The organism is Natrarchaeobius chitinivorans (genome assembly GCF_003841505.1).
Lineage (GTDB): Archaea > Halobacteriota > Halobacteria > Halobacteriales > Natrialbaceae > Natrarchaeobius > Natrarchaeobius chitinivorans.
In genome coordinates this window covers 128,336-150,569 of the sequence record NZ_REGA01000005.1, presented here as the reverse complement: position 1 = coordinate 150,569, position 22,234 = coordinate 128,336, and the positions used below count along the sequence as shown (strand labels likewise).

General features: G+C 56.0%; 18 protein-coding genes and 1 pseudogene. 2 read left to right on the top strand and 17 right to left on the bottom strand.

From position 1 onward, the window contains the following. Positions 1-134 precede the first annotated feature (134 nt). Positions 135-1,355, top strand: coding sequence for an FAD-dependent oxidoreductase (locus EA473_RS08110; protein WP_124195159.1), 1,221 nt, complete (start codon positions 135-137; stop codon positions 1,353-1,355). 252 nt (positions 1,356-1,607) lie between these two features. Here the strand turns inward: EA473_RS08110 and EA473_RS08105 are convergent. Together EA473_RS08105 and EA473_RS08100 are read right to left on the bottom strand one after the other, a co-directional pair. Next, positions 1,608-2,565 (bottom strand): annotated as a pseudogene (locus EA473_RS08105) (IS630 family transposase). A gap of 145 nt (positions 2,566-2,710) precedes the next feature. Next, positions 2,711-3,160, bottom strand: coding sequence for a PaaI family thioesterase (locus EA473_RS08100; RefSeq protein ID WP_124195158.1), 450 nt, complete (start codon positions 3,158-3,160; stop codon positions 2,711-2,713). Between the two features lie 159 nt (positions 3,161-3,319). Between EA473_RS08100 and EA473_RS08095 the strand changes: the two genes are divergently transcribed. Then, positions 3,320-3,733, top strand: coding sequence for a universal stress protein (locus EA473_RS08095; RefSeq protein WP_124195157.1), 414 nt, complete (start codon positions 3,320-3,322; stop codon positions 3,731-3,733). Positions 3,734-3,781: 48 nt separating this feature from the next. Here EA473_RS08095 and EA473_RS08090 read toward each other — a convergent pair whose 3' ends face one another. From EA473_RS08090 to EA473_RS08020, 15 genes are all read right to left on the bottom strand, one after another. Next, entirely contained in the window at positions 3,782-4,954 is a 1,173-nt protein-coding gene (locus EA473_RS08090; RefSeq protein WP_124195156.1) for an MFS transporter, read from the bottom strand. Between the two features lie 77 nt (positions 4,955-5,031). Beyond that, positions 5,032-5,829, bottom strand: coding sequence for an enoyl-CoA hydratase/isomerase family protein (locus EA473_RS08085; protein WP_165875233.1), 798 nt, complete (start codon positions 5,827-5,829; stop codon positions 5,032-5,034). Between the two features lie 263 nt (positions 5,830-6,092). After that, entirely contained in the window at positions 6,093-6,863 is a 771-nt protein-coding gene (locus EA473_RS08080) for an IclR family transcriptional regulator (protein ID WP_124195155.1), read from the bottom strand. A 118-nt stretch (positions 6,864-6,981) separates the two neighbouring features. Then, positions 6,982-7,728 carry a CoA-transferase subunit beta gene (locus EA473_RS08075; protein ID WP_124195154.1) on the bottom strand — a complete coding sequence of 249 codons (747 nt, stop codon included), beginning with the start codon at positions 7,726-7,728 and terminating at the stop codon, positions 6,982-6,984. Beyond that, positions 7,721-8,635: a CoA transferase subunit A gene (locus tag EA473_RS08070; protein ID WP_124195153.1), complete on the bottom strand. Its 915-nt coding sequence runs from the start codon at positions 8,633-8,635 to the stop codon at positions 7,721-7,723. The genes EA473_RS08075 and EA473_RS08070 overlap by 8 nt, the downstream gene beginning before the upstream one ends. 97 nt (positions 8,636-8,732) lie before the next feature. Further along, positions 8,733-10,721 carry a 3-hydroxyacyl-CoA dehydrogenase/enoyl-CoA hydratase family protein gene (locus tag EA473_RS08065; protein WP_124195152.1) on the bottom strand — a complete coding sequence of 663 codons (1,989 nt, stop codon included), beginning with the start codon at positions 10,719-10,721 and terminating at the stop codon, positions 8,733-8,735. A gap of 332 nt (positions 10,722-11,053) precedes the next feature. Then, the gene (locus tag EA473_RS08060) at positions 11,054-12,952 is read right to left on the bottom strand and encodes a TRAP transporter permease (protein ID WP_124195151.1); all 1,899 of its coding nucleotides are present in this window, start codon (positions 12,950-12,952) and stop codon (positions 11,054-11,056) included. A 68-nt stretch (positions 12,953-13,020) separates the two neighbouring features. Next, positions 13,021-14,130 (bottom strand): TAXI family TRAP transporter solute-binding subunit, encoded by a 1,110-nt coding sequence (locus tag EA473_RS08055; RefSeq protein WP_165875232.1) that lies wholly within the window; start codon positions 14,128-14,130, stop codon positions 13,021-13,023. A 254-nt stretch (positions 14,131-14,384) separates the two neighbouring features. Continuing rightward, positions 14,385-15,536, bottom strand: a complete 1,152-nt coding sequence (locus tag EA473_RS08050; RefSeq protein ID WP_124195149.1) for an acyl-CoA dehydrogenase family protein — start codon at positions 15,534-15,536, stop codon at positions 14,385-14,387. A 214-nt stretch (positions 15,537-15,750) separates the two neighbouring features. After that, complete coding sequence (locus EA473_RS08045; protein WP_124195148.1) at positions 15,751-17,433, bottom strand: acyl-CoA synthetase; 1,683 nt, start codon at positions 17,431-17,433, stop codon at positions 15,751-15,753. A 354-nt stretch (positions 17,434-17,787) separates the two neighbouring features. Beyond that, entirely contained in the window at positions 17,788-18,180 is a 393-nt protein-coding gene (locus EA473_RS08040; RefSeq protein ID WP_124195147.1) for a cupin domain-containing protein, read from the bottom strand. Between the two features lie 149 nt (positions 18,181-18,329). Beyond that, positions 18,330-18,710, bottom strand: a complete 381-nt coding sequence (locus EA473_RS08035) for a VOC family protein (protein ID WP_124195146.1) — start codon at positions 18,708-18,710, stop codon at positions 18,330-18,332. A gap of 131 nt (positions 18,711-18,841) precedes the next feature. After that, a complete protein-coding gene (locus EA473_RS08030) occupies positions 18,842-19,804 on the bottom strand; it encodes a fumarylacetoacetate hydrolase family protein (protein WP_124195145.1) in 963 nt (320 codons plus the stop codon). Positions 19,805-20,027: 223 nt separating this feature from the next. Beyond that, complete coding sequence (locus EA473_RS08025) at positions 20,028-21,314, bottom strand: aspartate aminotransferase family protein (protein WP_124195144.1); 1,287 nt, start codon at positions 21,312-21,314, stop codon at positions 20,028-20,030. Between the two features lie 48 nt (positions 21,315-21,362). Then, positions 21,363-22,163, bottom strand: coding sequence for an enoyl-CoA hydratase/isomerase family protein (locus tag EA473_RS08020; RefSeq protein WP_124195143.1), 801 nt, complete (start codon positions 22,161-22,163; stop codon positions 21,363-21,365). Positions 22,164-22,234: the final 71 nt, after the last annotated feature.

Genomic DNA, 22,234 nt, shown 5'->3' with positions numbered 1-22,234 from the left:
CAGACGAGTGAGCCAAAGCAGGCAACTGATCCCAGCTCACTTCACCCGTTCTGGTTCGACGAACCACCATAGTAACAACTGCACCGATTGACACACCCATCCCACAGCTGACGTGCGATCGGGTGTGCACTGACGTGCAGTGGCTACTATACCCACCCGAGCAGAACATTTATTATCACTGTGCAGGTTCAATATGCATGCAACCAGACATAACTGTCCTCGGTGCCGGGGTCAATGGCACCTCCACCGCGCTTGCGCTTACACTCCTCGGATACAACACCCAGATAGTTGCAGATCAGTTCGCCTATGAGGAGCAACATCGAGACCCTCGTTTTTCCTCCGCGTACGGTGCAGGTGCCATTCTTCCATACTCGGTCGGCATGGACAGCCTGGATGAAACCTTCGAGGAGAGTCAGACGGTTTTTCGGCTGTTAGAGGAGTTGAGCGTTCTTGGCGTCCGGAAGAACGACCACTACTGGATCGACGAGGAAGGGCGTGGTCCTTCGAACGCCCCGAAGTACCTCGACGGATTCCGAAAAGTCGAATCGCCGAACGCCCTTCCTCGACGGACGGGTTCAGAACACGTGACGGACTTTACTGCCGAGATGCTTTTCGCCGATATGCCGACGTACATGGAAGGGTTGTACAGGTTGTATCAGGCGGCTGGAGGGAGTATTCGAAAGCGAACCGTGACACGCACAGATCTAACCGAAATGCCCGGACTACTGATCAACTGCACTGGGCTACGGAGTCCGGAATTGTTCGAAGACAGCGCACCGTACCACGCGGCACGTGGCCATCTCGTCACCGCACAGCGTGCACCGATTCCGAAACTCGATGGAACGATGATTTCGTACTCCTACTCCGTCGCAGGAGATCGAAAAGGGGTCTACTGCTTCCCCCGAATGGATGGGATAGTGATGGGAGGAACACATCAGTCAGTCCCCTACCGGCCGGACGAGAAGCCGTGTTTCCCACCCCTGAACGAACCGACCACGAAAATCGGGGGGACGGAGGTTCCGAAACGCATCGTAGAATTGAACGCCGAACTCCTCGCTCAACTGGGTGTAGACGTAGAGCGATCTGACCTGGAAGTCTCGATCGGCTACCGACCGCTCCGTGACCCCGAGGGAGACGGCGTACGCGTCGAACTGGCCGAAGAATCGTGTGGACCGGTCGTCCACAACTACGGCCACGGTGGTGCGGGTATCTCGGTATCCTGGGGGTGTGCGATAAGCGTAGCACGGCTCGTCCGTGAAGCAATTGGTGACAGGGAAGTCCCCCCCGCTCCAGTTTCACGACCTGCACCGCTGCTTCCACTCTATCGAACACTAACCAAACATATATGCGAATAATACATATCAACATATGGTTGTGTAGAGCGAACGGGAACCTCATTTCTGTCGGGAACGGGGTGATCGGTTTTGGTCACGACGAAGCTGAGCGAGAACTATCGGCGTCAGCGACACGCAGGTGACGGCAAGGCGGCGTTTAGGGACATTACCTCCCCGATCAGCGTCTACTGATAAAATTGACCTCCGATGGCCAGTTTGCAGGGCGCATCCCACGGTACGGCGGGCCGTCCACACTGACCACTATAGTAGAAATTAGAGATGATTGCTCACCTCTAGCACAGGGAATCGATCAATAGCTGTATCAATCGCTGTTGTGAGCTCGGTGAGTGAGTCAAAGAAGCGGTTGCTGAGAGCGGCTTGGAGTTGTCTTCAGCATTCTTCGACAGGATTTAGCTCTGGCGAGTATGCCGGTAGCGTGACGAAAGCGAGGTCATCACGGACCTGACGGGCGACGCCCGAAAATACGGCTCTCCATCCAACACAATAATCAAATCGTCTTCAAACTCTTTGTATAATGTGAAAATGAGATGTTTGCGTGAGCGGCGGTTACGTACTCTTTGAATCGCGCCCAAGAGACACGTTCAGTCGCGTTGACCGGACAATTCGACAGACGGCCGCGTGCCGCGGGGAAACCACGCGGAACGCGGCTCAACTTGCACGGATTTCTTGGTTTGGTCGATATAGGTTACTGTGGCGTCCATCTCCCGCCGCTTTTTTTGAACTCCTCTCGGATCGTTTCTTGCTCGTCAGCATCGGATACGGCAGCTGCACGGCGTGACTTTTGATAGCTCAATCCTGCTTCTTTGAGCAACCGCCGGCAACTCGGGATTGAGTACTCGATATCGTAGGTGTCATCAAGATGCTATTGGACGAGCGCCGGCGTCCACGCCGGTGCGTCGATCCCAACTTCCTCAGGAGGTTCGTGGACAGTTGCTTCGAACTGTTCTTGATCTTTTTCCGAGAGCTTTGGGCTTCTCCCAGATCGGTTAGCATCAGTAACGGCCTGCTCAAGCGACTCATCAGTATCGAGTCGCTTGAGCCAACTATAAATCGTTCGTCGCTCCACCCCGTACCACTCGGCTAGTTCAGTCTGCTCGACGCCGTTTTTGTACGCTATTGCGGCTAAAAGCCGTTGTGTCGGCTTCTTTCCGTACACGTTGTCGAGAGCATCTTGCAACTCTTCGACTGAGATATCGCCGAGGTGATCCACTGTTTATTTCGGCACTCCACGAATGAATAGTCCTAACGGTTATTATAGACGGTGCAACTAAAGTAAATGGGTCGGTTTTAGAACAGAGCTTTCTATCGTTCGCTTTCAGATTCGATCAGCGTATCCGAACATGACGCCACACTGTTCAATCATCTGTATCCCGGAAAATTCGGTATGTCGTATCACCGCGCGCAACTACTTGATCGTCGTTGGTATCCGCTTGTTTGATCGTCGCCTCGGCAAACCCTACTGCACCACCAGCACGAACAACGGTCGCGACAAGCCTCAGGTTGGTCGTAGCCGGACTTACGTACGTGACGGAGAGGTCAGTCGTGGCGAGGCCTGCCGCAATCGGATCGTCGAACGTCGATCGTAAAGCGAATCCACAGCCGGCGTCAATCAACGTTGCAAGGGCACCGCCGTGGAGACTTCCACTACTTCCCTGGAAGGTGTTCGCGATGTCGTCATTATACGGCATCGAGAGTACGGTCCGACCGCGATCGGTACGCACGTGTTCGATATCCATATTTGCGAGGAACCCGTGTTGGTCGATCATTTGCTCGAATATATCCTGGTCTACTGATTCACTCGTCATGCGTATACCATCACCAGACAGGTTTTGGCTGCGCCGTATTAACGATGCTGAATCAGCCCACTTATGTCGGGATGCGGACGCGAAAGTACAGAGAGGGTTCCTTACTGTGCCGATTTCAGTGGGAAAGGTAATTATAGTATAACTCGCCAATAGATACACATGCCAGTCGTCGCAGCCATCGCTGACTCATCCGATAGCCGTATCGTCGAAGAGGCCGAGAAACTAGCAACGGCATTCGATAGGGAACTTCACGTCGTTCACGTCATCTCTATGGGGACGACAGACGCGGACATCGGAGGTGTTTCCGACGACTCTTCAGATCGGCTGAGAGAAATTGCTAAAGAGAGAACCAAGGCGGCGACAGAGGGAGTTTCCGATGATCCCATCCACGTCGGACTGGTAGACAGCAACCCGAGTCAGAGAGTGATTTCCTACGCCAGCGAAGTCGACGCAGAGTACATCGTCATCGGTGGGAGAAAGCGAAGCCCAACCGGAAAAGCGATTTTTGGGAGCGCCGCTCAAAGCATCCTCCTCAACGCCAACCGGCCAGTACTGTCTATTTTCAGCAATTAGATACTGGCTTGTACGATCACCTGTACGCGATTTTCTGTATACCGAGAATTAAAGCTCAAGATTGAAGAGAACGTTTGCGAGGATAGCGAGGACGACAACCCCGAGAAGAAGGGCTACAGAACCGAACGCCACTGACCAGCCAAAAAAGTCGGCGAGAACGCCGACGACTACACTGCCAAGAGCACCGATAAGCATGAACGTCGAGCGAGCGAGTCCATAACCGATCCCCCATTCTGATTTGTCCAAAACGTCCGTGAACCGGACTTGAATGATCCCCGCCCAGCTGATGCCAAGGCCGAGCAGTGTCAGTCCGGCGAACAACGTGTACAACGTGGATCCCCAGATGAGGAGGACGAATCCGATCGATGCGAGGGACAAATTCGCGATCAAAACGACATCCCGAGAGAAGATATCTGACAATCGGCCCGAGATTGGTTGGAAGATAGCGGAGAGAAAGAAAACGACACCGAACGTTACTCCGGCTTGCTGGGTAGTGAACTCCTTGCTCTCGATCAAGAACGTGGGAAAAAACGTGGTGATCGCGTTGAAAGCAAATACTGCGGCGGCTCCAATGAGAATTGAGAAAGCAATCTTCGGTCGCGAGAGCAGATCGATCATCGTCGAGAGCGCAAGACCGTCCATGATCGAACCATCGACGTCGGTTTGCTGGGGTTTCACCACCCACGAAAAGAGGAGCAATACGACGAACGTGATCGTTCCAAGGAGGATCGCGCCTCGCCAGTTGTACCAGACAGCGACCTGAGCCGCGGCAATCGGCGCGATTAGCCCAGCGAATGCCCCACCGGCAGTTAAGAAACCGACTGCCTGGCCGGTGTTTTCGAACATCTTCGTCAACAACAGCGTAGCAGCAGAGAAGTACAAACCCGTCCCTGCACCCAGAAGAAGGAGGAACACCCCAAAGAGCGGAAACGATGGGGAAAACGCGGTCAGCAAACTTGCAACGCCAGTAAGCCCCAGAGCAACGAGAATGACCAACCGCTCTCCAATGTGACCTGATAGAACACCGCTCGGAAACTGTCCAAGTGCGTAGGCAGCCCACATACCCGTCAGAACCAGTCCGATCTCGGACATCGAGACAGTAAAAGTCGACGCAATATCAGGAACAAGCGGGCTGATTACGAGGCGGATGCCCATGAGGCAGAAATTGGCGACAACCGCGATGACGAGAACATTGTAGTGATACCGCCAGTGGTCGTACATGAGAGTTCGTTATCAGTCTCTATCAGCAGCGCGTGGTTCGAATCCAAGTGCATCGCTGTCCATCTTCGAATCAAGCGTCATTTCCCGGAGAAAGATGGATCCCGTCCCTCGAGGAAGGCCTCGACTCCCTCCTCGTGATCGGCCGTAGTCAGCGCGATTCCCTGTGCCATGGCCTCGTCTGTAACGGCGTGATCGATCGATTTCTCGAGTCCTTCACGAATCAGTTTCTTGTCCTCGACGAGGGCGACGGTGGGCCCCGACGCCACGGTATCGACGAATTCGTCGACTGCATCGGAAAATTCGTCGGTCTTATAGACGTGGTTTACGAGGCCGAGGTCCAGCGCGCGGTCGGCATCAACGATTTCTCCGGTGAAGACGAGTTCCTTTGCAACGTTCTCGCCGACGACGCGCGGAAGGAGATAGGAGGTTGCCGAATCAATCGCGAGGCCAACGTTTCGAAAGCTGAACCCAATTTTTGCATCCTCGCTCGCCAACTGGACGTCACAGGCCAGTGCGAGGGTGGCCCCTGCACCGACCGCTGGACCGTCGATCGCTGCGACAACCGGGAGCGGGAACGTTGCGAGTCGTGTAATGACGGCGCTCGTTGTTCGTTCGAGATCCCGAATCTCCGCCGAGATATCGATGGTATCTCGTTCGTGGCGTTCTTTCATCTTCTGAACGTCACCGCCGGCCGAAAACGCCCCGTTCGCGCCCCGGACGACGACACAACGGGCGTCACTCTTCTCTACGGCGTCTAGTCCGGCCTGAAGGTCGGCGACCAAGTCTCTCGAGAGCGCGTTGTACTTGGCGGGGTCGTTGAGTTCGACGGTCGCAACACCCTCGTCGAAACGCATTGTCACCAGATCGTTCGGCATACTGATATCCGGAGAATACTTCGCTATCCGCTTAAGTGTTGTCGATTGGGCGATCGCGGTGACGGGCTCGAAACGATCGCGCGACCGGCAGACGTTCGGATCGAAACGGGAAACAGGTACCGGGAGCGCAGGAGTACCGACGGCGAACAAGTGCCAGGAGGTCGATCGCTAGTACTCCGACAAGCGGCGACTGCGGGGCCGAACCGGCCTGCGGCGCCGAATTCGACCCTGCAGTTCAGGCCTGCCAAAGCACCAGAGAAGTGTTACGGATGTCTGAGTCCGAGTTCGATATCGTTGACCGCCCCGAGAAGCATCTCTGGAATCTCCTGGGTTAAACGGTCACCGAGCATTCGATTTGCGGCTCCGGCAATGCTCAGCGAGGCGTGGACTTCGTCGTATTCGTTTCTGATCGGAGCACCGACACCCCGTAGCCCCTTGATCGATTCCTCTCGGTTGACTGCGTATCCGCGTTCCCGGATCGTCTCCAGTTCGTCGAGGAGGGTATCCCTGTCGGTGATTGTGTTTTCGGTTCGGGGGATCAGATCAGCGTTGTCGAGTATCGCATCGATGTGTTCCTGTGGTTGGAACGCGAGGATCGCCTTTCCGGCAGCGTACGGGTGGAGTTCGCGGCGCTGTCCGATATGGATATCCGTACTGATCGGATATTTTCCTTCAACTTTGTAAACATACACGCAGTGGGGGCCTTCTTTCACCACACACCAGACGCGTTCGCCCGTATCCTCGGCGAGCGTGTTCATGCTCTCTTTGGCGACAGCGTACACCGGATCTCTGCTCCGCCGGCGGATCCCGTATTCGAGAAACCGATAGCTGAGTTGATACTCGTCCTGTGTCTGTGCGATGTAGCCGCTTTCTTTCAACGTTGCAAGATGCCTATAGACGGTGGTTTTCGGGAGCTCGACGTCGCGTGAAATCTCCGCGAGCGTCGCGCTACCGAGCCTATCAATGGACTCGACAATTTTGAACGCCTTCTGAAGCGCTTTGATCTGATGTTGCGAGTTGGCATCGTTTCCCATAGTGGAACGTTTGTCGGTACGTTATATATTCCCTGGGGTTAACAAAGACCGGGCAACTCGAGCATAAAAGACTTTCCTCCCGAAAGTATCACGATCTCATCGGAAAATCGATAAAAGATCAACCAGTATACCGGCGGTTTGGATCGAGTCTGTTCCGAATGATATCGAGTTCTTTCTCCTTCGGTTCGGCCGTTTCGTCGACACCGTCGAGGCTGAGTTCCCAACCGGTCGCCTGCTGAACCTCGTCCGGTCTCACGCCGGGGTGGATCGATTCCACGTTTGCGTCACCACTCTCGTCGAAACGCATTATCGCCTTGTCAGTGATAATCGCTTCGGGGCTCCCGGACCTCGTCGGTTCATCATCGGTGGTCACGTGACCCGGGCTGGTAGCAAAATCGACCGACTCCGGAAGACGACGGGGTTCGTGTGGGGTAATGATGACAGTTCGATTGGCATTACTCGCGATTTCGCAGGCTCCACCGCTTCCCGGCAAACGAACGGTCGGATCATCGTAATCGCCGATGACGGTCGAGTTGATATTGCCGTATCGGTCGATCTGTGCGCCGCCGAGAAAGCCCACGTCGATCCGACCTGCCTGAAGGTACTTGCAGAAGACATCGTACAGAGAGACGATGCTCCGGGAACCACCAGCGAGTTCCGGATCGCCGATCGAAAGCGGCAGTTCGTCGAATGTCGTGTCGATCGTGCCGGATTCGTAGATCATCGTCAGGTTCGGGGCGTGCAACTGTTTTGCCAGTCCACAGGCGAGCGTCGGAACGCCGATTCCGACGAATACCGCGTCATCATCGTGAATCTCCCTGGCCGCGCTTGCAACCATGAGTTCTGACTTGGTGTACTCAGTCATGCGTCGTTCCCCCGGTGTAGGCCCCGACGTTGGCTGGTGCCGTGTAGGTCGCTTCCGGTTCAAGAGATTGCAACCGACCGACGCCGAGCTTCTCGAGGTACTCGGTGTGGTCGTCGACGGCGTACACCCACTCGTCGAGCCACTCGAGGAGGCGCTCGTGCGTAGCAGACGCGTTTTCCCAGGCTTGGTACGCTTCGTTGTCCCGGTTGTAGTACCCCTGTGCATACGACGGGTGTGCACCGTACGGTTCCTCGACGACGTAGTCGACGAGGTGTCCGGGAATCCGCGTTCGATTTGGATCGCTCGCGATTACCGATTCGTCGACGAGCTCTTCGACTGCAAGAACGACCCGATCAGCCGCGTAGGCGGCGTCAGGTATCTCCCCGGTGATTCCCCACAGGTGCGCGTTACCCTCCCGGTCAGCACGTTGGGCGCGAACTACCGAAACGTCGGGCTCCAGAGGCGGAACGACGTAGATTCTGTCGTCACCGTAGGGATTATCAATCTTCCTGATCGTGTCGTTGTGTTCGGGAAGCGTCGACCCCTCGAACGTACGAACCGGAAGGAACGGCAACCCGTGGGCACCGGCACGCAACCGAGCGGCCGTGGCGGAGTGGGTGTATTCCTCAGTTCGGATCTCGTTGGGTACGCCGTCCTCGACGGCTCTACGAAACGCGTGGAGGCTACCGACGCCCGGGTTCCCGGCCCAGGAAAACAGGACCTTCTTCACACACCCCGCCGCAATCATGCGATCGTAGACCAGATCTGGCGTTGCTCGTGCGAGTGTCAGATCTTCGAACCCTTGACGGATGATCTCGTGACCAGCGGCGAACGGTATGAGATGGGTGAATCCGGAGAGGTAGAGACAGTCTCCGTCGTGTATCGTTTTGGAAATTGCTGTACGCATATCGGTTACTTTGCTCACAACCCTAACACCTGTGGCGATACATCGGGTTACACCCACCTATATCCTTCGCCCGACGCACCCACCGGGGCCAGCACGATTACTCGCCAGTGAATTCCGGTTCACGGTCCTCGAGAAACGCCGCCGTGCCTTCCGCGACATCCTCGGTGCTCTTGAGTAGTCCGTATCCCTGGCTCTCGAGCAGTAACGCCGCTTCGTAGTGGACGTCCTGTCCACCATTAATAACTTTTTTCGCAACCTCAAGGCCGACCGGCGGTCCCTCAACGATGTCCGCGAGGAACGCTTCGACGGTATCCTCGAACGCGTTTGGCTCGACGGCCCGATTGACGAGTCCCCATTCCTCGGCCGTTGTCGCATCAATTTGGTTGCCACGATAGACGAGTTCTTTCGCACGCGTTTCGCCGACGAGTCTAACCAGACGTTGCGTGGCGCCGCCACCAGGAATGAGTCCGAGCCGTATTTCAGGCTGGCCGAACGTCGAGTCAGTCGTAGCGATGCGAAGGTCGCAGGCAAGCGCGAGTTCGCAACCACCGCCGAGACAGTAGCCGTCTATTTTGGCTATCACAGGCCGTGGGAAGTCGTAGATTTCCTCGTGGAAGGATGAAACGTCCATAACGTCTACAGGGCGTTTTTGTTCGAATTCAGTAATGTCTGCGCCAGCACAAAACGCCCGATTCCCGGCCCCTTCGATCGTCACGCATCGAATTTGATCGACGTCAACGGTTTCCAAGAGATCGAGACACTCGTCTTTGAGGTCGATCGATAGAGCGTTCAATCGATCCGGACGATCGAGTTCGATTTCGAGGACACCGCGTTCAGTCACGGTGTAGTTGATCGTCCGATATTCGCTTCCCCCATCGGTCGCATATTGATCTCCGTCGGTGGCTTCGACGTCGTCGTACTCGTAGAAGCCAGAGCCAGCGTCAACGCCGGTATTTCCGGCATCGACAAGTCTCTCGAGGTGGGGTGCGGGCTCATATCGGGGGGCATCGGTTTCCCGAGAGAGCGTACGGAGCTTCTCAAGAACAGTGTCAAGTCCGATCTCGTCGCCGCGGCGACACGGTCCCTCCGGGAAATTCGTTCCGAGACGGGATCCGATATCTATGTCCTCGACTGTGGCCACGTCGTTGCCGACGAGTTTCGCCGCCTCGTTTACCATTCGAGCCTCGACGCGAAGGGTGTCGAATCCCTCGCAGTCATCGGATTCGTAGTCGGCTCCCGGACCCGAGTCGTACTCGTAGTACCCTTCACCGCTCTTTCTACCGAGGGTACCTTGTTCGACTTTTCGTTCCATTATTGGAGGGACCGGAATATTCGCCTCTGTGCGAATGTGGTAGTTGACGTCGATGCCAGTGAGATCGGACAGTTCGAAAGGGCCCATCGGGTATCCACGACGGTGAACCATGGCAGCGTCCGCCTCCCGAACGGTTGCTATCCCCTCCGAAACCATCCACGCCGGTTCGTCGATAAATGGCTCCAGAATGGAGTTCACGACGAATCCGCGAACGTCTTTCCGAACCTCGATCGGCGTCTTTTCGATCGACTCGACAAAGGACATGGACGCCTCGACGGTTTCATCGCGGGTCGCATCCCCCCGGACCACTTCGACGAGTTCCATCTTGACCGGCGGATTAAAGAAGTGCATCCCGACGACATCTCCCGGTCGTTCAGTCGCACTCGCTATTTCCGAGATCGAGAGTGAGGACGTATTAGTCGCAAGTATGGTCCCGTTCGGTGCCAGATCGTCGAGGTCCGAGAAAATTTCCTGTTTGAGGGAGAGGCGCTCTGGAGCGGCTTCGACGACTAGATCGGAGTCAACCACCGCCTCTTCAAGGACGGAAGTGGTTCCAATCGCCTCGAGAGCCTGCGCCGGGGAGACGTCGATGGAATCGCTTTCCTCGAGTTTCTCGAGGCTGGATTCGATGTTGTCGATCGCATCCGCCAGTGCATCAGCGTCGACGTCGTGGATCGTCACATCGTATCCAGCGATCGCGACGACTTCTGCGATACCGTGGCCCATCGTGCCGCTACCCAATACTGCGACGCGTTCGATCTCTTCGCTGACCATGATATCCGTTTGTGGTGGGCAACTATCTATGTCTTTCGACGGGTTGGGTCGGTGCCCGGGAGATTCTACGCTATAGTAACAACTGGAACGATTACACACTGATCGCACAGCTCACGGATCACTACGGTCCTCGTTCGCATCTTCGCATTTCTCACTCGTCCACTCGCTCGCGGGTCGTTCCTCCCCGCTCACCATTCCGCGGTTCTCGCTCGCTTCGCTCACTTCGAACCGCGTGCACTCCGAACCGCGCTCACGTCGTGCGATCAGGTGGACATCGACTTCCAGTAGCTACTATAATTCTACAAAATACGGAATTCGACGGCAGTAACGCCTCAAGCAATGAGGGCAATGATCTGGCTCGAGAAGAGGATCAAGAACGCAGTTCCGAACAACGTCGAACGGATACCGATCCGGGCGGGCCTGTCCCACCTGGAGAACGAGGAGAAGAGAACGTAACAAATGATCACGAAGCCGATCATCGTTTGAACGAAGGTGATCGCGGTATTCCAGCCATCGATGAGAAGCAGTTCCTCGTTGAACGCGAAGATGTACGGCAGTAAGAACAGCGGAATCGAGATCTTCGCCGCCGTGAGGGCTGTTTGGATGAAGTCTGCTTCCGCAATCTGAGAAGCGATAGCCGGACCAAGCGCGATCGGAGGTGTGACGGTGGCGAGCATCGCGAAGTAGAACACGTAGAAGTGTGCCGTGATCTCGGCGAAGCCTACTTCGACCATAGCGGGGGCGATGAGCGTCACCGTAACCAGGTAGGCCGCGACGGTGGGCATTCCCATGCCCAGAACGATCGCCGAGATCATGACGAGTACGAGCAACAATATAACGCTACCAGCAGCCAGCGAGACGATCGACAGGGAGATCCGATACCCCATTCCGGTGTAGTTGAACGACGTAATGACGATACCCATACCGGCGAGGATAATCGTGAGGGGTGCCATTCTGACCGATCCAGTGACCAGTCCTCGGATCACTTGGACAGCGAACTGCTTAAACTGTGCTACGATGTCGTCGCTGACTACAGCCAAGACGCCCAGCTGACTGATCCCGAGTATCGCGATCGCATACACTCCGGAAATTCCCGGTGGATAACGAAGTTCAACGAGCATGTAGATGAGGGCAATCAGAGAGAGAGCCATCGGTGTTCCCTTCTTGATGATCGTGTTTCTGTCGATCTCCCGGTCGACGTTAAGATCCGAGGGATAGTTCGTAACGATCAGATGAACCGAGACCATAATCGCCCCGTAGAACAGCAACGCCGGAATTGCAGCGGCAATAATAATATCCGCGTACGGGATTCCGAGAAAGTTCGCCATGATGAACGCAACCGAACCCATGATCGGCGGAAGAACCATCCCCCCCGTTGACGCACACGATTCGATCGCACCGGCCAACCGACCCGAGAGGCCCCGTTCTTTCATCAGTGGAATGGTAAACGAACCCGTGACTGCGATGTTCGCCATTGGCGACCCGGTAATCGAGCCCATCAACATACTCGCGACGACCGCGGTCTGTGCAACCCCGGATTTGACCAGACTACCGAAGAGGAATCCGATATCGAATAGAACCTCGAGAAAGTCCAGCTCTTCTATCAGACCCGCCCACAGCAAAAAGATGAAGATCCACGTCCCGCCAATCTGTGAAATCATGTGGTATACTCCGGTGAATTCGAGCGTCGTCATGGACACCCAGTTCGTCCACGAGTCGCCGCTGTGGTTCAGAATTCCCGGGAAGTACTGGCCGTAGACTGTGAAAAATATCACGAACAGGACGACGCCCGTGATGATGTTTCCGAACGCTCGGTGGGTGGCCACGACCGTGGCGAAAAGGATACCAGCACCAGCGAGCGTGTCGGCGGTAGTGTAAATGGCGAACCGTTCGTAAGCGAGTGCGTCGTACATGACCTGAACGTAGAGGATACCAGCGATTCCCGCGATCATGGCCACCACGAACACGACGTTCTTTGCCCACGTTTTATAACTCCAGTTGTCGACTGACGGTACGCGATAGGCTTCGAGTAGGAAGTAGAGGACGAACATTAGACCGATGTACGCGTTGGTGTATTCTACCTCGGTGACCGGACGAGTGTACAGGAAATAGATACAGAGCGTGCCAGTAAACACTCCGACAGCGAAGATCAGCTTATCTGTGAGTGTCTCGAGTGACGGGCTGTATCTATCGGATTCCTGATCTACATACTCTTTTTCTACAGTGTTCATTCTTATGGGTGTGTGGTCGCAATCCGTAATAATAGTTCGGGGAAGACAACGGGATGAACGCCGGTACGTTACGGCTGTTCCGGATAATCGATTCCCGCTTCCTCGAAGTATTCGATCGCCCCGTCGTGGAACGGTGTCCCATCGGGAACACCCTGAAAGTCGTGGCGACCATCGCCAATACCGAACAACTCAAGATGGGCGTGATAATCTCCGAGCGCCTCCTGATTTTCCAATACACTAGAGACGAACTCATAGACCAAATCCGAATCTGCGTCCGCACGAGCGACGGTCGTCGACGGGAGTAGTATACCGTGGGCGTCTCCCAGTGGATGTGGAGGATCGACGTTACCGATATCCTCTCCGTGAACTTCACCGAACTGGATGTGACCATACTCCTCCTGAGTAGCATCACGTACGTCTTCCGGGATATCTACGAACTTGAGATCGAGTTCTTCGAATGCCGGTGCAACTGCACCGGAGACGGATTCCCCGTTCGTTATGATGAAGTTCTGTGCATCCACGCGTTGGCCGAGCATCGCCTCGTTTCGTTCGTCGAAAGTGTGGAACTCCCATGTCGCGTCGATGCCAGCGGCTTCCATCATTTGCAGGAGCTGAACTGTGTTTCCGCCGCCTTGCACGTCCAGTCCGACGGTCATCCCCTCGAGGTCGTAGATCGTCTCGATGTCGTCGTTTTCGGCGTACGTTGCGATAGTGTTGGTCGGAATGTGCATCGGCGGCAGCGTGCTGACAATGTCGTTTTCGAGTTCACCCAACTCGCCATCCTCTTCGAATTCCCCCTGACCCCGAGGTTGAAGATATGGAAGATAATGGTATGACGCGGCCAGATCGCGCTCACCCTGGTTCACTCGGTTTATATTCGACACGAATCCTGGCGAGAGGACCGGATCGAGTTCTAGTTGATCCGAATGGTTAGCGACTTCAGCAGCGAACGCTTCGGTGTATGTGTTGATGAATGACCCTTCTGACGACCCCCCGATAACCCAAGTCGTCGCTCCATCATCATCATCCCCGTTTCCATTGCCACTGCCGTTCCCATCGCCATTTCCGTTCCCGTTTCCGGTGTCGTCATCTTCCCCGAGACAACCGGCAATCATCGTACCGGCGACGCCGATACTCGTTGCTTTCAAAAACTTACGCCTGGTGTTATCTATTGCCATACCTCGTATCGTCATGTACAGTACGGGCATATAATACTAATTAATATACTCTTATGATTTGTATCTGAATATTAGTAGATCCCTCGAGACGGTGCTATTGAGAATTAGTAGAACTCAGGAAATTACCACCCCCCGCTGACCTACCACGTCACACGAGTTCTCGCGGTCAATCGGGTGGCAGCAGCACTGAAACGATTCACACGGCGATCGTACAGCCCGAATGCGACGGGCTTCGTTGACGTCCAGTGACGACGTTAACTTCGTGTAGCAGGATGCGACCCGCGCTCGAGTTCCGCGACGATTCCCTCCTTCTGGATCTCGTCGGTCCCGGCGGCGATCCTGCGTCCTCTGGCCAGACGATAAAGATACTCGAGTTCGTGACCTTTCATGTACCCGTTCGCCCCGTGGATCTGTAACGCCTCGCTGACGACCGCTTCGACCATCTCCGAAGAGTGAAGTTTTGCGATCGACGCGGACAGACGCGTCGGAGCGCGACCCTCTCTGACTGCATCTCTAGCTGCACTGTGAGTGAGGGCTCGTGACGCCTCGATCCGTTTGAGCATGTCCGCTAACTTCCAGCCGATTCCCTGGAAGTCGCCGATCGGTTGATCGAACTGCGTTCGGTCGCGCGAGTACTCGTAAGCCTTCGAAAACGCGCAGGTCGCGATTCCGGTCGCAAGCGTCGAGCTTCCGACCCGCTCCCAGTTGAGCGCTCGCAGTTGTTCTTTGAACTGGGATCCGTGGACGAGCACGTGCTCGTCCGGTACGTAAACGTCATCGAGAAACAGTTGCGTCTGGGTGTGACCTGCCATGTTGGTAAAGTCCTCTCCGCATCTCACCCCGTCGGCCTCGAGGTCCAGCAGGAGTGATCCCATCCCATCCGGGAACTGTGCCCAGAGAACGACGGCTGACGAGTCCGACATTCCGCTAAGCCAGGTCTTCTCACCGCTGAGTACGTAGCCATCGCCCTCGGGTTCAGCGGCTGTCGTCATCGACTGTGCGTCGGATCCAGCCTCGGGTTCGGAGATCGCGATGCCGATCCGCGTATCCCCGGACGTCACCCGCGGCAGGTACTCCTCTTTAACAGATTCAGAGCCGAGTTCGTGTACAGACAGCGGCCCGACCAAATGCAAGCTGTAGACGACGTCAGCCGTGTCGGGACAGTACTGGGACAATGCCTCGATCAGCAACACCGCCTCGTACTCCGTCATCCCACCACCACCGTACTTCTCATCGAAGTTAACACCGATGAACCCGTGCTCTGCCAGCGTCTCGATGTTTTCCCACGGGTGTTCGCCCTGCCACGTGAACGCCTGATCAGTGAATTCCTGTTCTGCAATCTGTTCGACCGACGAAACGAGAAGCTGTTGCTCATCGGTCAGCCGGTTTTCTATTGATTGATTCATCGACGGGATGTCGATTTCCGGTGTGATTAAAGATTACGGTCAATCCTCCCGGCTGTGATACGGATTGCTGTACCGACGCACCCGCGACCCGGGCAGCGGGTGCATCGGTATTGACGTACGGGAAACCGTATGAACCGTTTGATCCGGTCGGCGACTTGAGAGTATTGACGCGTGACACGGGTGTTCGGTTTCTGTACCCGACAATGAACGATACTCAGTCGGTCTCCTCTTTTAATGGCTCCCGTCGAATCTTCCCGGTGTACGTCTTCGGAAGACTCTCTATGAACTCGATCTCCCGTGGGTACTCGTACTGTGCCAGTCGATCTTTGACGAACTGCTGAATAGATTCCCGTAGGCTCTGGGACGGTTCGCTATCGTCCGTTACCACGACGAACGCTTTCGGGATCGTACCACGAGTCTCGTCCGAAACGCCGACGACACCGCAGTCGTCTACTGCATCGTGTTTCACCACGGTATCCTCGATTTCCTCGGGGCCCATCCGATAACCAGAGCTAATGATCACGTCGTCTTTTCGGCTCTTGAACGCGTAGTATCCGTCCGTCGTTCGGGTACCGAGGTCTTCGGTCAGCAACCAACCGTCGATGATCTTATCTGCCGTCGCATCCGGATCATTCCAGTACTCTTTCATACAGAAGAGGTTTCCCTCGTACTCGACGGCGATTTCCCCGACTTCGCCGGGTTCTGAAAGTTTGTTTGTCGTTCCACGCTCAACCAGCCCAACGTTGTGGCCAGGAATCGGACGACCCATGAAACCGTCGCGACCGATACCGAGAGCGGTACACTCGCCGATGAACCCACAGACCTCAGTCTGACCGTAGCGTTCGTGGACCGTGACCCCGTCGAAAACCTCGTTGAGTGTCCTCCGGGTCTCCTCAGTCACTGCTTCGCCGCCAGTGGAGATGTTCCGAACAGTGTCGAGATCGTACTGAGCGGACGGATCGTTGACCCGGGTCAGCATTCGAAGTGCCGTTGGCGGGGCGTGTACGTTCGTCAGTTCGTGGCGCTCGATCTGTTCGAGAGTGGCCTCAGGGTCGAACTCCCCGCTTTCGTACGCCAGGACCGGTTTTCCGTAAAACAACGCCGGGAAGACGATCACAAACAGCGTACCGAGCCAGCTCCAGTCTGAGGGGGCCCAGAAACGGTCATTCGGTTCGAGCGTCAGATTGCACGAAGAGAGCACGAAAATGGGGAGACTTCCGAGGACAAACCGGTGAGCGTGAAGTACCCCCTTTGGTTTTCCGGTGGTTCCGCTCGTGTACGCGATGATGGCGTCGTCTTCCGGGCTCGTAGGAACCGTCTCGAACTCCGGAGAATGGGTGTCTAATACGTTCCGGTAGCCATCTTCGTCGGGTTCGGTCGTTACATCGCCCAGAACGATCGTCCGCTCGAGCGATGGAACGTCCGATTGCACCTCGCGGATCGTATCGAGATTGGATCGTTCGACGAAGCAAACGCTGGCATCACAATCGTTGAGGCGATACGCCATCGCATCCCGGCCAAAGAGCGTGCTCAACGGTACTGACACCGCACCGACTTTCCACGTTGCCACGTGAGCGATCAATGTCTCCGGTCGCTGGGAGGCGTTAATCGCGACCCGATCACCACGTTCGATTCCGAGATTGGTGAGGTAATTTGCGAACCTATTTGTCTCGTCTCGCAACTGGCGGAAGGTAATCGTCCGCTCGTCGGGAGTCGTGTTCTCAGCGTCGTGGAACAGAGCGATTCGCTCTGGGTCTGAGGCCCATCTGTCGACGACGTAATCGGCGATGTTGAACTGCTCGGGGGCGGTCCAGTCGAACCACTCGTATAGTTCGTCGTACTCCTCCCAGTCCCGAGTATAGAAGTGATACTTATCTAACCTCTCAACTTTGCTCATCGGGGTTCTATTTGGGGTTCTGGTATTTTGGCATTATGGTTGTTTCGAAAACGGCTGTTCCTGCGATACTTACCGTTCCCGACGAAAAGGGGGGTTTCCGTTTTGACGGCTCTGCAACGCCCCGTCAACGTCTACAGACCGAGCGCCCGAACACGGTATCGAGGTGATGTGACCCCGCAGCGTCACACCAGCGAGTCCAACCAAGTCGAACCAGTCGATGAGAGGGAACGCCACTATCAGCGACGCTTGTATGATGTGCGGATTTTGGACTCCTCATACGGCTTACTGTGAGTCATTTCCGAAGACCGGTCGCCGTCCCGCGGTCGCTCCGGTAAACAGGTACAGCATTCCGTATCAGACATCCTCGACGTCTTCAACGATCGTGATACCTTCCTCTGAACCGGGCGGAATTTTCGGTGCTGATACCGATAACAAGTACGCAGGTTCGTCGTAAGTGTTCTCCGGATAGTGTTCCTTGTTCGAGGGCGTATAGAGAATCGTTCCGGGACCCGCCTCGACAATCTCGTCTTCCATATGGATGTCCAGTTTCCCATCTAGAATAAGATAATATTCCTCGCCCGGCGGGTTGTGGTAGTGTCGCGGACCGCGTTCGCCGGGATCGAACCGGAAAACGCTCATTCGAACGTTCTCCGATCCGAAGGTATCACTTACAGCGAATCTTGTTCCGTAGTCGAAGCTCTCGTCTATCGGTAATTCGGTATACTTCTCCCAGCCCATTTCGGACATACAAATCACGTTGTACGTTATCGTATAAGTATGTCCCGGATCTTATATCGAAAGGAAGTATCGGTTGGTGCTATCCGGTGTGCACAAGCACGCGCTCAATCACTACTCCCACAAGTTTACCACCGATCGACGAGCGCTTGGAGCGACCGTTACCTGAACTCGACGAGTTCCACTAGGTACCCGTTTGGATCCTTGACAAATGCGAACCGGTTGTTCGTCTTTTCGAGCGTCGTGGCCCCCTTAATGACCGGACAGGTCGAATCTCGATCGATGCGCTCGACCGCCCGATCAACGTCGTCTACCTCCACGGCGACGTGATCCATCCGAGTATTCGGTGGCTCGGCTCCGTCGACCGGACGCTTGAACTGGATTTCGGTCCCGGACTCGTCGGCAATGTAGTAGTTATGTACGTTTCGTTGGTACGAGGATCCCTCGAACTCCCTCGAGTAGTCAAACCCGAGTACCTCTTGGTAGAAGTCCATTGACTGTTCGAACTCCGATGCCCATAGACACACGTGTGCAAATCGCATGAGACGTACCTGAACGCCGGCTATTATATATCTATCGACGGGGTTAACGTGTCACAGATGACGAAGTAGTCCAAAAGGTGGTCTTTCGGAATTCGCCGTTCGAAGTGCGTCAGAGCCACCCCAGCGCCCTATCAAGGCGAGCCGATCTCGTGTTCTAACGTTCCGATCACCTCGGCTTCGAGCGTAATTAGATCGCCGGGTTCAGGCCACCGGCCGTTTTCCGGACCCGATCCGCCGCCGACCGTTCCGCTTCCGAGGACGTCGCCAGGTTGTAGCATCTCGTGTTTCGAAGCGTGTGCGACGATCTCGTCGAACGAGTGATACATATCACCCAGGTTACCGACACAGTGGGTTTCGCCGTTGATTCGCAAGCGCAATTCGGTGTCGTCGATGTCAAGTTCGTCGGCGGTTACCAGAACCGGGCCGAATCCGTTCGCGAAGTCTTTGGCCTTCGACGGACCGAGTCCGACACGACGTTCCTTACTTTGAATGTCCCGGGCGCTGAAATCATTGAAAAGGGTGAATCCAAACACGTGATCCATAGCCTCCTCTACGGGAATGTTACGGCCAGGCATTCCGATCACGGCGGCGAGTTCGAGTTCGTAATCCAGTTTCTCGGTGTAGGTCGGCCACTCGATCGTTTCTCCGGGGGCCAGGACACTATCCGGATTACCCTTGTAGTAGACCGGAAGTTCGTACCACTCGTCCGGGATTGAGGGCGCGAAGTGGCCGATATGATCTTCGAAGGCGATGAAGTCGCGGATGGAGTTCGGACGCGGCAAGGGGCTCAACAGCCGAACGTCGTCGAGACCGTACTGATACTGGGCCGCGGACGGTCCCGTTTCAGCGTCCGTCCCGTCGACGAACGACACTGCCTCTTCGGCGGCTTCGCGTGCACGTTCACCAACTTTCAGAAATTGGAGCATATCTGGTGGAGCGATAGCGTTCGCCAGCCGTTGGGGGGCCTGTTCACCCCGCTCCGCCAGGAGGCCGGCGTATCCTTCCGTGACGTCAACGAGCGTTTCCTCGCGCAGAACGCCGACGCGGCGTTCGGTGCCGACTCTGGTTCGAACTTCAAAACTTGCGAACTGCATTACTGTACAGTGTCGTATCAAGGGTACATAAAGTTGGTTGTGGGGTAGGCGACTGGGAAACTGGATCTCGGGTACGATCCGTTTCTCATACGGTTTACTGTACGTCAGTACCGACGCACCCGCCGCCCGGGTCGCAGGTGTGCCGGTACATCGGTACAGCAAACCGTATCAGTCGAACGAACTCGGTTCGGCTCGCCTCTCACGTCGATTGCTGGTCCCCTCGCTACACGTTCGCCGCTTCGACTGCCTCGAGTGCGGTTTCGAACGCGTCACAGAACGTGTCCAGTTGCGCCTCCGCCATCGGTGTCGAGAGATTACCCATGCCACGAGGAGCGATAAACACTTCCTCCGTTCGCATCGCCATGAACAGGATCCGTTTCGCGACCTGATCGTCTGGAACGTCGTCCCACCGATCGATCGGCTCATCCGCGAAGTGCACCTGGAAAAACGAACCGTCGCCGGTAACGGTGAGCGGAACGTCGACTGCAGAAGCGATTTCCGTCACGCGCTGGCGAAGCGTCGCGCCAAGCCGATTAAGGTCCGAAATGGCTCCCTCATCGAGCATGTCGAGGGCGGCGACGCCGCCGGCCATCGTCGCCGGATTGGCCGTGAACGTTCCGCTGTGAACGACCGACCTGCGCTCGGGATGGCAGACATCCATGATCTCGCGGCGGCCACCGAACGCGCCAACGGGAAGTCCGCCACCGATCACTTTTCCCAGTGCCGTTAGGTCCGGTTCTACCCCGTACCGCTGCTGAGCTCCACCGGGTGCCAGCCGCAGAGTTTGGATTTCGTCGAATGCTAGCAGCGTTTCCGTATCCGTCGTAAGGTCTCGAGCCGTCTCGAGGTACTCGGTCGTCGCGGGGATCATGCCACCGGCACCGAGTATCGGCTCGAGAACAAAGACGGCAAACTCCTCGCCGTGCTCCGCGAAGACGTCTTTCAACGCGTCCACGTCGTTGTACGCCACCGTCTCCGTCCCTACGTTTTCCGGGTGGCGACCGCGGTGATCCGCCGAGGGGAGCCCGACGTCGACCTCGGGATGGTGTCCGTGGTAACCGCCGTCGACCTTGAGGACGCGTTCTCGACCCGTAGCCGCTTTTGCGACTTCGAGGAGCGTGAGCGTTGCCTCTGTCCCGGAGTTGGCAAAGCGAACAGATTCGACAGATGGAACTCGATCAACCAGTCGCTGGCCAAGTTCAGTTGCTACCTCCGTCGGCGCTCCGAGTGCATTTCCGCGTTCGACCTGGTCGGTGATCGCGTGGACGATAGGTTCCGGAGCGTGGCCATGGACCGCCGTGGAGTAGTTGTTTAGGAAATCGAGCAGGACCTCACCGTCCGCGGTCGTCAGCGTGTACCCTTCAGCGGACTCGATGAAGGAAGGATACGGCCTGTGGTAGGTCGCTGCCCGCGTATCTCCCCCAGGAAACACGTCGGTAGCCTCCTCGAATAGATCCCTCGAGTTCGACGTTCGGTCACGGTATCGATCGATCAATCGTGAATCAGTCATCGGATTTTCAGTCGTGAATTTGTCAACGAGTCGTGCACCAGGTAACGGTTAGTCCCGTTCCGAAGCGCTCGGGAAATCCGGTTCGCGCCCGGCGAGGAACGCTTCGACGGCCTCCGTGTGATCGTCGTGTCGCTGGCTCAGGGCTTCGAATGCGAGTGATTCTAGCAGGTAATCGTCGACTCCCTGCTGAAGCCACTGGTTCAACGCGAGTTTTGTGTAGCCGATCGCCGTCTGCGGCCCTGAAAGCAGTTTGTCCACCATTTCGTCTACCTTCTTGTCCAACTCTTCATGGGGAACAGCGTAGTTGACCAGACCGAGTTCGGCCGCCTCGTCCGCGGGAACGAGTTCACCGGTCATCAGCAACTCCTTGGCTTTGTTCATCCCAATGAGGTGTGGCATAATAACCGTACAGCCATCTCCCGCGACGAGTCCCGCTTTCACGTGTGTGTCGCCGATTTTGGCCTGTTCGCTGGCGACGATGATGTCGCTGAAGAGCATAATCGTCGCGCCGAGACCTGCAGCGTGTCCGTTGAGCCGTCCGATAATTGGTTTGTGGCAGTTGAGCATGTCCCGGATAAGGTCGACGTCCTGGCGGTACATCTCGAAGGCTTCGGGCATGCCGCGAGCATGTTGTTCTTCCAGGTAGTTGAAGTCGGCTCCAGCACAGAACGCATCGCCGTTACCCGTGAGAACGATGACCTTCGCGTCCGAGCGGTACGCGTCCTTGAAGACGTGCGTGAATTCCTCGTGGGCCGTGGCGTTGATCGCGTTCGCGGCCTCTGGCCGATCGATCGCAATTCGGAGGACGTCACCGTCGAGTGAGACGTCTAATGTTTCGTAATCGCGCATCAGTACGGATGGTAACCCGTAGCGCGGAAAAACTTTTCGGTGGTACCATTCGCCGAAAGAGCGGGAACAGG